Raw genomic sequence first — 14,663 nt, 5'->3', positions numbered from 1 at the left:
CCGCCTCGGCAGATTGACCCCCATTGAATTCGAGACCATCATCAACCACGAGGCCCCTCAGGCCGCGTGACTAACCCTGTCACCTATCCGTGCACCAGGCCCCAACGCCGCCGGCGAGAGCGTGATCAAGGTCGGCTACCACCAGAATCTGACCAACGAGGACCTCGCGCCGCTGCGCACCCAGAGCTGGACCTGGTACAACATCTTCGCCTTCTGGATGTCGGATGTGCACAGCGTCGGCGGCTACGTGTTCGCCGGAAGCCTGTTCGCATTGGGTATCTCGGCCTGGCAGGTCTTCGTGTCACTGATTGTGGGCATCATCGCGGTCAACATCTTGTGCAACCTCGTCGCCAAACCCTCACAGCTGGCCGGGGTTCCCTACCCCGTCACCGCGCGAGTGGCCTTCGGGGTGCGCGGGGCGAATGTCGCCGCGATCATCCGTGGCCTGATCGCGGTGGCCTGGTACGGAATTCAGACCTACCTCGCATCGGTGGCCTTCGGCCTCCTGGCACTGAAATTCTGGCCGTCGCTGGCGAAATTCGACAACGTCCACGACTACGGATTCCTCGGATTGTCATTGCTCGGGTGGGCCGGCTTCATCCTGATGTGGGTGCTGCAGGCAATCGTGTTCTGGAACGGCATGGACACCATCCGCCGATTCATCGACTTCGCCGGTCCGGCAGTCTATGTGGTGATGTTCGCACTGGCCATCTACCTGATCGCCAAGGCCGGCTGGAGCAATGTGCACTTCAACCTCGACGAATCGGGGACGATGGGCAAACACGGCTGGGCCGCCATCACCACGATGATCGGTGCAATCGCACTCGTGGTCTCCTACTTCTCCGGGCCGATGCTCAACTTCGGTGACTTCTCGCGGTACGCCAAGAACTACGGCGAGGTGAAGAAGGGCAACTTCTGGGGGCTGCCGGTGAACTTCGTGGTCTTCTCGATCCTGGTGGTGTGCACCGTCTCTGCCGGTGTGACGGTGCTCGGCCGCGACGCCGACGGCAAGATCATCACCGACCCGGTACACATCGTCGACAAGATCGACAACACCACCGCCGCAGTCCTCGGCGTGCTCACCTTCGCCATCGCGACCATCGGCATCAACATCGTCGCGAACTTCGTCTCGCCCGCCTTCGACTTCTCCAATGTCGCGCCCACCAAGATCACCTGGCGGATGGGCGGGATGATCGCGGCGATCGCCTCGGTGCTGATCACCCCGTGGAACCTGTACTCGAGCCCGCACGCGATCCACTACACACTCGACAGCCTCGGCGCGGTCATCGGTCCGCTGTTCGGTGTGCTGATCGTGGACTTCTACCTCGTCAAGCATCAGCGCATCGAGGTCGACGACCTGTTCAGCATGGACCCGGGCAAGACCTACTCCTACCGCAAGGGCGTCAACCCGATCGCCGTGATCGCCACGATCGTCGGCGCGCTGGTCGCCATCTACTTCGTGTTCTGGGGCACCAGCTACGAGGCGAGCTTCACCTGGTTCATCGGGGCCGCCGTCGGCGCGATCGTCTACTACGCCGGGATGAAGTACGCGCCGAAGAGCTTCATCTACGACACCGGGGTCGAGCCCGCACCGTCGAGCACGGCCAAATCGGGCATCGGCGAATCGGTACTCTGAGTCGTCACGAGACCCCGTCGAGAATCGAGCACATGCGTATCTGTGTGATCAACCCGAACACCGCTGCGGCGATGACCGACGTCATCGCCGCAGCGGCGCGTTCAGTCGCCGCAGCCGACACCGAGATCGTCGCCGTCACCAACCCGATGGGGCCGGAGTCGATCGAGAGTCACTACGATGAGGCACTCGCGGTTCCCGGTGTGCTGCAGGTGATCTCGGCGATGGAGGCGACCGCCCCGGCCGACGGGTACCTGCTGGCCTGCTTCGGCGATCCCGGACTCGACGCCGCCCGCGAGGTGGCCGGAGCCCCGGTGATCGGCATCGCCGAGGCCGCCATGCACGTGGCCAGCCTGCTCGGCAGGAGCTTCTCGGTGGTGACCACACTGTCGCGGACCATCGGTCGCGCACGCGATCTCGGGACGCTCTACGGCCTCGATGCCCGCTGCGCGGGCTACCACGCCTGCGAGATACCGGTTCTGGAACTCGAGACCAACCCCGACACCCTCGACATCCTCACCGACGCCTGCCGAGAGGCACTCGAGAGCGACGGTTCGGATGCGATCGTGCTCGGATGCGCCGGGATGGCCGATCTCGCCGCCCGCATCGGCGACAAGATCGGCGCACCGGTGATCGACGGCGTCGCGGCGGGGACACTGCTGCTGCAGTCGATGGCCACCCTGAACCTGTTCACCGGTACCGCCTCCGGCGAATTCGCCAAGCCGCTGCCCAAGCGCTACACCGGCGGCCTCGAGGCCTTCGGATCCGCCTGAACCAGCGCACGGCACAGCAGGCTCAGCGGCGCAGCCGGGACGGCCGTCTCAGCGCACCCGTTTGACCGGCAGTACCGCCAGTCCACCGGCGATACCGAAGATCGCCGAGACGATGTACACCCAGGTGAAGCCGCCGGTCGCGGCGACGATCCCGGCGCCGATCAGCGGACCGAGTGCCTGGGGCACCTGCATGGCGATGTTCATGATGCCCAGGTCCTGACCGTTGTGTTCGGCGTCGGGGAGCACCTCGGTGGCCAACGCCTGATCGACACCCAGGAAACAGCCGTAGCCCAAGCCCAGCAGCCCTGCGGCGACGAGCAACGGCCCGAATCCCGACGAGATCACGATCACGATCGCCGCGATCCCCTGCGCGACGCCGGCGGCGAAGACGAACGGTTTACGCCGACCGATCCGGTCGGAGAAGCGGCCGGTGGCCAGCGACCCGACGAGCACCAGGATCATGTAGACCCCCGAGCCGATCGTGAGTTTGGTCGCCGGATCGTCGAGCCGCGCGCCGAACTGGATGAACTGCAGCAGCAGTGCCGTCCCGAGTGCGTTGCCGATGTTGACCAGCACGCGGCCGAGCAGCGTCCACCCGAAGTCGGGTTGCTCGCGCGGCGAGATCCACATCTCGGAGATGAACGTGCGCAGCGTCAGTCGGCCCTTGGTGTGGGTCGCGTGCTGGGGATCGTCGACCAGCAGGACAAATGGCCACACCAGCACCACCACTGCGATCGCCAGCACCAGGTAGGCGGGCAGGTAATGGGTGCCGGCCAATCCGCCGATCACCGCGACACCGAACAGCAAGCCGATGGCCTGCGGAGCCGACACCCAGCTGGAGACCACACCGCGCTGGAACACCGGCACCTGGTCGCTGATCAGCGCGGTGAGAGCCGTCGCAGCGGCGGAGAAGCCGGTGATCACCAGCGCCCAGCAGATCGCCATTCCCGCCCAGGTGTGCTGGAAGCCCAGCACCACCAACGCCAGAGCCATCAGCAGGGTGCCGCCCATGATCCACGGCCGGCGGCGACCGTAGCGACTTCGCGTCCGGTCCGACAGCGAGCCCACCAGCGGGAATGTGACGAACGCACACACCGCCGAGATCCCGGAGATCTCGCCGAAAGCGGTGACACTGTGCTGCCAGTCGCTCTCGGCGACCTTCGTGGCGTCGGTGGGCAGTCCCAGCCACGCGTTGATCTGTTGGGGCAGGGTCAGCTGGAACGGCGTCAGCTGGGCCATCCACAATCCGAGCCAGGCCAGCGCGAAAAGGGTGATCCACTTGCCGCTCACCCGGCGGATCGGCGTCGAGGCCGCGCGCGACATCACCGCCGAGTCCCCACCCGTGTCACCTGTGCCACCGGCACCAGAAGCAACGGTCATGCTGCACCTCCACCCATCGCCGCGCCTCCTCTACTGAACGGGTTCCACCCGCGTGATGATCGACCCACATCGCTGTCACTGTCATTGTCGTTGCCGCTGCCGTCGCGGCGCGCACCGGCGAACGCCCCCTGCGCCGAGAGTGCCTGCACATACCTGGCCGCGAAGCCCAGCGCCATCGCGATGACGCAGAACCCGAGCAGCGCTGCGAACGATACCCAGAACATCGTGTCGAAGAGTGTCAGATGGGTCCTGGTGATCGCTCGCTGGGCATAGGTCATCGGCGAGAGATCCTTGAAGGGGCGGAACGCCGGCGGGATCGTGCCCGGCGGGAAGATGCTGCCGCAGACGAAGATCCCGTACATGTACAGCGCGAAGGCGATCAGCGACCCGAACACGCGACCGAACAGTGCCGTCATGCACTGCGCGAGCAGAGATGCGGTGACGCCCACCAGCGCGACCACGCCGATCATCGGCGCCCAGTTACCCGGACTCCAACCGAACGAGGCGCCGGCGACGGCCAGTACCACGCCGAACACCGCGCCCACCACCACGGCGACCCCGGCTGCCCGCAGCGTACCGATGAGTGCCCGGCGGCGGGCCGACCCGGCGGCGGGCATCATCTGCGGTGAGATGACGGCCCAGGCGATGATCGCGAGCAGGAACGAACCCAGCACCACGATCACCGGTCCGGCCCCTCGGCTGATCTTCTTCTTCGTCTGATCGTCCGGGTTCACCAGCACCTGGCTGGGCTCCTGGTTGATCACATCCATGCTCATCGGGGTCGCGAACATCGACGAACTGGCCGGGATGTCGGTGACATCGGGCGCCTGTTTGGCACCGTCGGCCAGGCCGCTGTTGAGCTGACCCGTGCCGTCATCGACCTGCGAGATGCCGTCGGTGAGCTGTCTGCTGCCGTCGGCGAGCTGCGGCATGCCCTGCTGCAACTGCCCGACGCCGTCGTCGAGTTGCCTGGCGCCATCGTTGACCTGATGCGCACCGTCGGCCAGTTGCAGTACGCCCGAGAGGTAGTCGGCCTTCGGATCGGTGAGTTGACGGGCGAGTTCGGCGGTGCCGTCGCGCAACTGTCCGAGCTGCCCGACGACGCCGTTGGGATCCTTCGCATCGATCTGATCGACGAGATCGGCCAGCGACTTCGCCGCCGACGCCACCGTCGGATCGGGGCTCGCCGCCAGCGCCGCGAGAGCCGGTTTGAGTGTGGCGGCCGATGCCGACACCGGTGCGAGCTCGGTGAGCAACGGGTCGATGATGGAACCGACTCCGTCGCGGATCTGCACCGCGCCGGCACCGAGTTGTTTGGTTCCATCGACCAACTGATCTGCGCCGGTGGACAATTGCGATGTCCCGGTCGCGAGCTGGCCGCTTCCGTCCTTGAGCTGGTTCACCCCGTCGGAGACCTGACCGATACCGTCGCCGAGTTCTCCCGCACCCGAACGCAGCTGACCGGTGCCGTCTTTGAGTTGTCCGCTGCCCTTGGCAGCGTCCTTGAGTCCGCCGCCGAGCTGGTTGAGACCGCCGAGCACCTCCTGGGCATAGCTCTGCGAGATGGTTGCCTGAATCTGCTGCTGCGCCTGGGCGATCACACCGTTGGCCGTGGCCGGCCCGAGCGTTCCATTGAAGTCGTTGTAGTAGACGTTGATCTTCGCAGGCGTCGGACGGGTGTCGGTGACACTGTAGATCCGGGTGCTGAAGTCTTTCGGGATCACCATGGAGAACGCATAGCGGCCCTCCTGCAGCCCGCGTGTCGCCTCGGTCGGTGACACCTTGTGGAACTGGAGTTCTCCGGTGGAGGTCAGCGAAGTGAGGATCTCGTCACCGAGATTCTCGTATTTGCCGTCGGACACGCCACCGGCATCCTCATTGGCCACCGCAACCGGGATGCTCTTGAGGTAGTTGGTGGGGTCCCACATGATCCACATGTAGACCGCGGCAAATGCCGTGGGCAACACCAGGATCAGCACCGCTGCCGTCTGGAAGACACGTGATCGTGGCAGCGCGCCCAGCCGGGCGGCGAGACCCCGCCGCCCCGGCCCGGACGCTTGCGGCGGACTCTGGTCGCCGGGAACGGCGGCCATCTCCACAGTATCGTCGGTCGAATTCGTCATCGAGCCTCCAGCGCTCATCCATGCCGAGAACGCAGCACCGCGAATGCCTCGTGCGCGATCTCGACGGTCTCTGTGATGTCGGCGCGCGTCATTGCGGCATTCATGAAGTGGTTGTGGTGTGAGGAGAAGTAGACGCCGCGCTGGACACATTCGGCGATCCACTCCTGATGGAGCATGAGCGAGTCGTCATCTGCCAGACGGAGATAGAACAGTGCGGGTGCGCCGGAGGTCACCAGGTGAAAGCCGTTGTCGGCGGCGGCCTGCACCAGACCGGTGGTCAGTTCGGTACCCAGCTGCGCGAATCTCGCGGGCGCGTCGATCTCGGCGAGTTTGGTGATCGTCGCGATGCCGGCCGCGAAGGGGACCGCGCTCATCCAATAGCTGCCGGTGTAGGTGAGCGAGCTGACCGTCGATTTCAGCGAATCCCGGCCACACAGGGCCGACACGTTGTACCCGTTGGCCAGCGCCTTGCAGAAGCAGATGAGGTCGGCCTGGAATCCGAAGTAGTGGTCGCTACCGGCCATGTCGAGCCGGAACCCCGCGCGGACATCGTCGACGATGAGCACCACCCCGTACTGGTCGCAGAGCGCGCGGACGGCCTGCCAGTAACCGTCGGCGGGCAGCTCATTGTCCACGAAATTGCCGTGCATATACGGCTGCGCGATCAATGCGGCGATCTCACCGGAGTTCTCGCTCAGCAGCTTTCGCAGAGCGGCCAGGTCATTGAAGGGGACGTAGAGATTGTTGGCCACATCCTCCTCGAGGACGCCGGGATAGTCGAGCTTCTGCGTCCACGGCGAGACTCCGTGATAGAAGCCCTTGACGAAGACGATCTTCTTGCGCATCGTCGCCGCACGGGCGGTCATGATCGCCAACGTGGTGGTGTCGCCGCCGTTCTTGGCGAAGAAGGCCCAGTCGGCGCTGGCCACCGTGTCGACGAGGAGCTCGGCGAACTCGACCATGATGGACGAGGGCAGCGACACCACATCCTCCTTCGCCGCCTGCGCGGCGACCGCGGCGTCCACATCCGGGTCGCGGTAGCCCAGCACATTGGGCCCGTATCCGCACATGTAGTCGATGTAGCAGTTGCCGTCGAGGTCCCAGAACCGTGTTCCCTCTGCACGATCGGAGAATCGGGGATAGGCCGACTGCGGGACGAAACATCCCTCGGTCGGGCCGAGGTGGCCGGGAACCCCCGAGGGGATCACGGCGAGCGCGCGATCGAACATCGCCATGCTGGCGTCGTAGCGGAACGGGGTACGACGAACCGCAGTGTTCTCGATGGTCATGTGGTTACTCACTTTCGGATGCAGCTGAGACAAGGTGCGATTGCCGGTCAGTCGGTGAGGTAGGCGCCGACCCGGTCGAGGATGCGGTTGAGGTTGTCGACCATCGAGATCATCCCGCGCATCGCCAGTCTCGAGTCGCTCATGCACTCCATCGACGAGATCTCGCCACGCAGAACAGCTCCGGCGGTGTCGAGATCAGCGAAGCGCAGCGCGGCCCGCGGGGTCTGCAGGTCGCCGGTGACCAGGGTGAAATGGTGGTCGGTGACGTCGATCTGATAGCGCAGATCGTCACCGACCTCGAGATCGATTCTGCCGTCGGGCATCTGGTCGGCACTGAACCGCCCGCTGCGATCGTTGTTGGCGACCGCCACCACCGCACCGGCGACCGTGGTCAGGGTCAGCAGAGTGCTGACCTGCCGGAAGTCGTCGTCGGCCAGCGCCGCCGCAGTAGGGCGCAGATACTCCCCCAGCAGATCGGTCAGCGGCGTGAACACCTGGGTGAGAAAACGGATCCCGCGAGGCCCGGCCAGCGGGACCGGCTGCGCCTGCCCGGCCATCATCTTGTTGAAATGTCGATCCGATGAGAGCAGCAGTGCCACATGGGTTGTCGAACCGATGCCGGTCTTACCGCCCTGGATCTGCGTCGAGGTGAAGGTGAACGACACCGGGGCGCGACCACGGATGGCGAACGTCAGCTCCACCGGTCGGTCGAGCAGCCCCAGCAGTTCGCGTGCCTCGGGCACCCGGCGGGCGAGTTCGGGCAGAGTTCCCAGTACGGCCTCGGCATTCACCGAGGCGGTCACCGATTCATCGGTTCCGACGATCATGACGCATTCACTTTCTCTGAGGGGACGGCGTTGTCGGGGTCGGCGTTGACGGGGCCGCCGTTGTGGGGGTCAGCGTTGTGGGGGCCAGCGGCCTTCAGCGAGGCAACAGCCGATAGCGGCGAGGCTCCCGCCGCCGCGGCAGCGGGCCGATGTGTCGCAGCGCCGAGGCCGACCACGCGGGCGGTCACCGCGAGTCCGAGTCGACGGGGAAGCAGCCGCGCTGCGAGCGCGGTGAGCCGGTTGGGCACGCCGATGGTGAGCGTGGGGCCTCTGGTGCCCGCGTCGATCGCCGACATGGCCGCATCGACCACCTCCCGCGCGGTGTAGACATGCCCGACACGGAATCGATCGGATCCGGCGGCGGCGAAGAACTCCGTCTCAGTGGGTCCGGGGCACAGATTCACCACCGTCAGTGCGCTGGCCCGCGACTCCTGCCACAGCGCCTCGGTGAGTGCGCTCACATAGGCTTTGGTCGCGGCGTAGACCGCCATCGACGGGATGGGCTGATGCGAGGCGGTACTGGAGATGTTCACCAGCACACCGTGTTCGGCGGCATACAGATCTCCGAGCAATGCGATCGTGAGCGATGTGAGCGCGGTGACGTTGACGGCGATCTCGTCGCGAACCCGCTCGGGATCCTCGTCGACGAGCAGTCGCGCGGTTCCGAAACCGGCGGAGTTGATCAGCACATCGGCATGGATGCCGTTGTCCTGCAATGCCGTCACGATGAGGTCGGTGGATGCCGGGTCGGTCAGGTCGGCGGGGACCACCAGGGTGTCGACCCCGAAGTCGTTGTGTAGTTGCGTGGCAAGGGCATCGAGTCGGTCACGACGCCGGGCCACGAGGACGAGATGGTGACCGCGCGCAGCGAGGCGGTGTGCGAACTCGGCACCGAGACCGGCACTCGCGCCGGTCACCACCGCCCAGCGACCCGCCGCCACCGCGATCGGTCGGCCGGCTCTGTCGGAGGGGAGCATCAGAAGGAGTCCAATCGGTCAGCTGTACGATTACGGCACAATCATGCGCTCTCGTACAGCTGTCCGCACCCTATTCGGGCAATGATTTACACAGCGGAAATAGACAGCCGAAGACACCACCAATGTGGCGCGACCTGCGCCTCAGCCGGCGCGACCGGTGACCGCCGGCACACTGTGGGGCGCTGACGGGTGGGACGTCCTCGACGCAGACCTCAGGCGGTGGCGTCGAGCATCGCGATGACCCGCGTGGGTTCGATCCAGACCGCGAGTTCGCCGGGGACACCGTTACGAGCACCGAACTCCTCGGCGCGGTCATCACCCATATAGCGCCCACCACATGCGGTGGCGATACGGCGGACCTCGGCCAGTTCGTCTGAGGTGCTCACGACGCCCTGTACCTGGACGAATCCGTAGGGCGGGTGGGGCATGTCGATGGTCATCACCACGCGCGGATCACGCTGGAATGCACGAGCTTTCGCGGTTTCGGCGCCGGTGTTGAAGGCTATCCGGTCACCGTCGAGGACGAACCAGACCGGCGCGGCCAGCGGCCTGCCGTCGGCGGCGAGATAGGCGATATGCCCCGTTCGAGTGCCCTCGGCGAGGAAGGTGCGCACATCCGGATCCGACAGTGAGGCCATGTCGCCAGGCTACTCCGCACACGACGCCGCACCGGTGCTCTCACGCGCTGGTCTCGCTCAGGGCAGGCGCGATCCGGGCGCACCAGCGCTCAGCACCGTCGCGATACGCAGCGCCACCATCGCGACCGTGGCGTGCGGCCCACTACGACCCGAACGCGGCAGCAGCGAGCCGTCGAGCACACGCAGTCCCCCGATGTCGCCGAGAGTCCCGAGCGCGTCGGTGGCGGTGCCGATCGGCAGGGATCCGCAGGCATGCTGTGACGTGGCAATCGGTTGGTCGATCGTCACACTGTCGGGGTCGACGATCCCGCGCATCGACGTGTCGGTGAGCATCTGACCGACACCCTCGGCCCACCGTCGCATGGTCACCAGGTCGTCAGCGGAGAGACCGGGCAACTCGATCCTCATCCGCCCCGCCCCGTCGAGTCGCATCACGCCGCGTTGGGTGGAGGTCATCGCGACCACTCCCACCGCCGGGAGGCTCGGTTGCACTCCCCCGATGTGATCGGCGAAATCACCGTTGTAGAAACGGATCTCACATCCGTCATCGGTGTGGCCGACGGTGGGGAGAACGATTCGGGGCGGTTCGGCGGCGGCGGTGCGGACCTCGTCGTCGACCCGGTAGCGCACGAACATCTCGCGGTGCTCGCCGAAACCGAGGGTCGCGTAGCGGCCGAACACGTCAGGATCTGCCACCGCACTGTGCATCAGCACCTCCGCGGTGCCGAAGGTTCCCGCGCACAGCAGCACGTCGGCGGCGACGATCTCACCGACGTCGGTGACAGCCGAGTGCACCCGATTCGACCGCGCGCGGATCCGCTGCACCGGCGTACCGGTGAGCACCATGAGATTCGGCCTGCGCAGCGCCGGTTCGGTGAACGCGGCCCAGGTGGTCACCCGCGCGCCGTCGCGACGGTTGGTCCGCACCCGCATCCATCCGGTGTCGGGCCACGGCGGCTCGACCGGGGAGCCCTGCGTTGTCCGCAGGAGCGATTCCAGGGCGGTGACCGCCAGCGACAGGTCGTCGTCGCCGACGGTGTGCACCGACATCGATCCGCCGCCGCACCGGCCGCCGTCGAGAACGTCGTAGGCGTCCGCCACGGAAGCCGACGAGAAGACCTCGGGCGCATCCGCGGCCGCCACGAGTGCGTCGACGTCGCGGTGATGCCACCGCAGGAAGTACCCGCCGTTGACCGCCGCCGATCCGCCCAGACCCCGACCACGGGGCACCGCAAGACCTTCGGTGGTGCGGTAGACGCGCACGCGAGGCGAACCCGGCCCCACCGGTAACCGACCGAGCACGAGTTCCTCGGGCGTCGGCGCGAGTCCGCCCGCCTCGATCAGCAGCACCCGACGCCCCGCGTCGCGGGAGAGGATCTCGGCGGCGATACACCCGGCCGTTCCCGCACCCACGATCACCACGTCCGCGCGGGTCGGAGGCTGCGTCATGGGCTCAGCTGCGGCGCGGTCGACCGACCGGCCGCCGTGTCGCAGTGTCACGCGCCTCGGCGCGAGTCCGCAGCACCGGTACCAGCGCGGTGGCGCTGCGATGGGCGATCGCACCCTGCCACAACCCGGCACCGTAGGCGAGATCGTCCATACGCTTGTATGCCACGAACAACACCGGCCCCAGCCGCGGTACCGGGTCGGGATCGAGGATCTCGATGCGAACCCATTCGACGATGCCGTCGCACAGGGCCGCGGCCGCGAGGATCAGCCGAAACCTCTTGGACAGCAATGCCAACAGCAAGGACAACGGCCAATACGACCGACACAGGGCCGAGGCCATCTGCAGTACCCCGAACCCGACCGACCGCGCCGTCAGTGCCGCGGCGATCCGCGCGGAGTGCGGCAGGTCGGTCATCCGGGTGCGCAGCTGCCGCAGGATGAACACCGCCGCGAACACCGCCGCCGCCAGACCCGCTCGGGTTCCGCTGAACAGTCCTGCGAGCAACACCGCCAGTGCCGAGTTGAGCACGAGCGGGGCGCCGGTACGGTCGTGGCGTCCGGCCAGCAGGGCCGCGCCGGTGCCGTAGAACCTGCGGCGACCGAAGGCCGAGACGAGTCGCCCACGATGATCGTGGGTGACGGTCGCCACCGGTTCATAGCGCATCACCGCACCGACGCCGTGCAAGCGCCAGCACAGATCCACGTCCTCGGCCACATACATGTCCTCATCGAACCCGCCGAGTTCGTCGAATACACTGTGCCGCACGATCATCGCCGCGCTGGGTACGTAGGCGACGGGTGTGCCGGGGACCACCGCCGCCTCCACCCGCCCCATATCCAGCGACGATTTCAGCGCTTCGTATCGCAGCGTCGGACCACCATCGACCGACATCGGCCGGATCCTCGGAGCCACCAGCGCCACCCGCTCGTCGGAGAAGTGCGCGAGCATCTTCGCGAGCCAATCATGTTCGGGCACAACATCGGAATCGAGGAAGGCGACGAATTCCGAGGTCGTCGCCGCGGCGCCGGCGTTCCGTGCGGCGGCCGGTCCGCGACTGGTCTGGAACCGGATCACCTCCACCGGCGGGCACTGAGCGCTCACCGCCGGCGGGGGCACCCGCACCGGCTCGGCGGAACCGTCGTCGACGACGATCACCCGCGCCACCCCGCGCAGCGACGCCAGCAACCGGTCGATGCCCTGCTGATTGTCCCGAACGGGCACCACCACACTCACCGAATCGGCGTCGGGACCGAACATCGGACGCGGGCGTCCGAGCTGTGTGGTCAGCAGGCGTCGCGCGATGGTCGCGCTGGCCTCGTCACACACCACGAGTCGTCCATCGTCGTCGAACATCGACACCGCACGCTCCGACAGCGTCAGCATCGACATCGGTGAGCCGCCGAGGAGGTGGCGCCGGTCGCGGCCGATCACACTCGACAGGTCCAGCTGCACCTGAAACCCCTGCGGCAGGTCGTGCCAGTGCGGACGCCCACCGCCGGCACCGGTCGATCCGGAGTCCGGGTCGACCTCCTCATCGGGTGAGCCCGGTGTCAGATCCCCGTGATCGCCCTCGGCGGTCCGCGCTCGCCCGGCGGCGCTCACCGGATCGCTCATACGAGCATCCCCCGCTCATCGGGTTCCCACCGGGTCACCGCTTCAGACAGCCGCTCTGCCAGGTCAGCGAGGATATCCGCACCCGCTCGAGCGTTGGCTCCGGTCGCGTCGCCGAGGACGCCGCTCGGACTGACGGCGGCCACCCCGCCGATCCGCATCTGTGGCATCAGATCCTGCACCGAGGTCACGTTACCCACGATTTCGTGTTCGGTACACACTTGTGCAGGCGAAATATGCAGCAGCAATGACGTTTCGGTGAACCCGGCGTGTGCGTCGGCGCGTCGGTGGCGCGCCGCGCACGGGAACCAGCCCACCTCACGTCCCTCCTGTCGCAGCAATCGCACCGCCGCGATCAGTGCGCGAGCGTTGCCGCCGTGGCCGTTGACGAAGGCGACGCGCGACGTCCATCGGCAGGCGCTGCGACCGAATTCGGTGAGCACCAGTTGGAGTGCGTCCTGCCCGATCGAGATGGTTCCCGCGAAGGCTTCGTGTTCGCCGCTCGCCCCGTAGGCGATCGACGGTGCCACGACGCCGTTCACGCCGCGATCCACCGCGGCCTCGATCACCGCGCACGCGATCCGGGTGTCGGTGTCCAGCGGGAGGTGGGGTCCGTGCTGCTCGAGTGAACCGACCGGTACCAGCAGCACCGGTGGCACACTCCCGGCGTCTGCCTCCGCTGGTGCCACTGAATGTGCCCCCGCATGGTCTGCCAGCACCTCCGGCGAGGTGGTCTCTGCCAGGCGGATGCGATTGCGATCGGTTCGGTCGGCGATCACCGATCCGCCTCGGCGCAGGGGGTCTCACGACGTGGGGATACGATCGTCTGCGAAGTGACAGCGAACACACAGTGGAGGTTATTGTGACCGGACCCCTCGCCGCAGTCCGAGTGCTCGAATTCGCCGGAATCGGTCCGGGCCCGCATGCGGCGATGCTCCTCGCCGACCTCGGTGCCGAAGTGGTGCGGATCCAGCGGCCCGGTCAACTGCCCCCCGAGGGTGTCCCCGCCGACCAACTGTTGCGGGGTCGTCGCGTGGTCGAGGCGGATCTGAAGGATCCTGACGACCGCGAGACGATCCTCTCGCTGATCGAACGCGCCGACGTCGTCATCGAGGGTTTCCGCCCCGGGGTGATGGAACGGTTGGGCTTGGGGCCCGACGTGGCGCTGGGGCGCAACGACCGGCTGGTGTACGGCCGCATGACCGGGTGGGGTCAGACCGGACCGATGGCCCAGCGCGCCGGTCATGACATCAACTACATCTCCACCACCGGGGTCCTCGACGCGATCGGGCGGGCCGGCGAGCGTCCGGTCCCCCCGCTGAACATGGTCGGAGACTTCGGCGGTGGATCGATGTTCCTGGCACTCGGCATCCTCGCGGCGCTCCTCGAGCGGCAGCACTCCGGTCGCGGTCAGGTGATCGACGCCGCGATGGTCGATGGCGCTTCTGTTCTGGCGCAGATGATCTGGTCGTTCCGAGGGCAGGGTGTGTGGGGCGACGAGCGCGGCACGAATCTGCTCGACACCGGCGCCCCGTTCTACGACACCTACACCACATCCGATGGCGGACACATGGCTGTCGGCGCGATCGAGCCGCAGTTCTACGCACAGCTGATCGACGGTCTCGGGCTGACCGACGAGGATCTTCCGGCACAGTCCGATACGGCGGGGTGGCCGGTGCTGCGCGCCCGGTTCACCGAGGTCTTCGCGAGCCGCACACGTGACGAGTGGACGAAGATCTTCGACGGCACCGATGCCTGTGTGACACCGGTGTTGTCGTGGGCGCAGGCACCCCTGTCGCCGCATATGAGTGAGCGTGCCAACCTCGTCGAGATCGACGGCATCACACAGGCTTTCCCCGCGCCCCGGTTCTCTCGGACCGCTCCGGGCACACCGTCCGCGCCCACACGTAGCGCGACCCCGGCAGCCGAGATCTGGACCTAGACAGTCCCTCTCGGCGCCGG

Annotated in this window: 12 protein-coding genes; 3 read left to right on the top strand and 9 right to left on the bottom strand. The window is 66.8% G+C overall.

The window, feature by feature from the left end; genetic code table 11:
• The first annotated feature begins 121 nt into the window (after window positions 1–121).
• Window positions 122–1,636, top strand: coding sequence for an NCS1 family nucleobase:cation symporter-1 (locus tag IEW22_RS14830; protein WP_229742732.1), 1,515 nt, complete (start codon window positions 122–124; stop codon window positions 1,634–1,636).
• Window positions 1,637–1,668: 32 nt separating this feature from the next.
• Window positions 1,669–2,406: an aspartate/glutamate racemase family protein gene (locus tag IEW22_RS14825; RefSeq protein ID WP_188587395.1), complete on the top strand. Its 738-nt coding sequence runs from the start codon at window positions 1,669–1,671 to the stop codon at window positions 2,404–2,406.
• Between the two features lie 48 nt (window positions 2,407–2,454).
• Here the strand turns inward: IEW22_RS14825 and IEW22_RS14820 are convergent, their stop codons facing one another.
• The 9 genes from IEW22_RS14820 to mftE all read right to left on the bottom strand — a co-directional run bounded on the left by IEW22_RS14820 (window position 2,455) and on the right by mftE (window position 13,390).
• Window positions 2,455–3,786, bottom strand: coding sequence for an MFS transporter (locus IEW22_RS14820; RefSeq protein WP_229742730.1), 1,332 nt, complete (start codon window positions 3,784–3,786; stop codon window positions 2,455–2,457).
• On the bottom strand, window positions 3,783–5,909 hold the full coding sequence (locus IEW22_RS14815) for a YhgE/Pip domain-containing protein (RefSeq protein WP_188587394.1): 2,127 nt from the start codon (window positions 5,907–5,909) through the stop codon (window positions 3,783–3,785). Before IEW22_RS14815 ends, IEW22_RS14820 begins: the two co-directional genes overlap by 4 nt.
• A 14-nt stretch (window positions 5,910–5,923) precedes the next feature.
• Window positions 5,924–7,198: an aminotransferase class III-fold pyridoxal phosphate-dependent enzyme gene (locus IEW22_RS14810; protein WP_188587393.1), complete on the bottom strand. Its 1,275-nt coding sequence runs from the start codon at window positions 7,196–7,198 to the stop codon at window positions 5,924–5,926.
• A gap of 47 nt (window positions 7,199–7,245) precedes the next feature.
• Entirely contained in the window at window positions 7,246–8,025 is a 780-nt protein-coding gene (locus IEW22_RS14805; protein WP_188587392.1) for a hypothetical protein, read from the bottom strand.
• Window positions 8,022–9,002 (bottom strand): SDR family NAD(P)-dependent oxidoreductase, encoded by a 981-nt coding sequence (locus IEW22_RS14800; RefSeq protein ID WP_188587391.1) that lies wholly within the window; start codon window positions 9,000–9,002, stop codon window positions 8,022–8,024. The genes IEW22_RS14805 and IEW22_RS14800 overlap by 4 nt, the downstream gene beginning before the upstream one ends.
• Window positions 9,003–9,214: 212 nt before the next feature.
• A complete protein-coding gene (locus tag IEW22_RS14795; RefSeq protein ID WP_188587390.1) occupies window positions 9,215–9,640 on the bottom strand; it encodes a PPOX class F420-dependent oxidoreductase in 426 nt (141 codons plus the stop codon).
• Between the two features lie 57 nt (window positions 9,641–9,697).
• Complete coding sequence (gene mftG, locus IEW22_RS14790; protein ID WP_188587389.1) at window positions 9,698–11,089, bottom strand: mycofactocin system GMC family oxidoreductase MftG; 1,392 nt, start codon at window positions 11,087–11,089, stop codon at window positions 9,698–9,700.
• A gap of 4 nt (window positions 11,090–11,093) precedes the next feature.
• Window positions 11,094–12,704 (bottom strand): mycofactocin biosynthesis glycosyltransferase MftF, encoded by a 1,611-nt coding sequence (gene mftF, locus IEW22_RS14785; protein ID WP_188587388.1) that lies wholly within the window; start codon window positions 12,702–12,704, stop codon window positions 11,094–11,096.
• Entirely contained in the window at window positions 12,701–13,390 is a 690-nt protein-coding gene (gene mftE / locus IEW22_RS14780) for a mycofactocin biosynthesis peptidyl-dipeptidase MftE (protein WP_188587397.1), read from the bottom strand. The genes mftF and mftE overlap by 4 nt, the downstream gene beginning before the upstream one ends.
• A 173-nt stretch (window positions 13,391–13,563) precedes the next feature.
• Here mftE and IEW22_RS14775 point away from each other — a divergent pair, with 173 nt between their 5' ends.
• Window positions 13,564–14,643 (top strand): CaiB/BaiF CoA transferase family protein, encoded by a 1,080-nt coding sequence (locus IEW22_RS14775; protein ID WP_188587387.1) that lies wholly within the window; start codon window positions 13,564–13,566, stop codon window positions 14,641–14,643.
• The last annotated feature ends 20 nt before the right edge of the window (window positions 14,644–14,663 follow it).

The sequence above is a fragment of the Gordonia jinhuaensis genome (assembly GCF_014639795.1).
Taxonomy (GTDB): Bacteria; Actinomycetota; Actinomycetes; order Mycobacteriales; family Mycobacteriaceae; genus Gordonia_B; species Gordonia_B jinhuaensis.
Note: the sequence above shows the minus strand (reverse complement) of the source record. Positions and strands in the feature narration are given on the sequence as shown.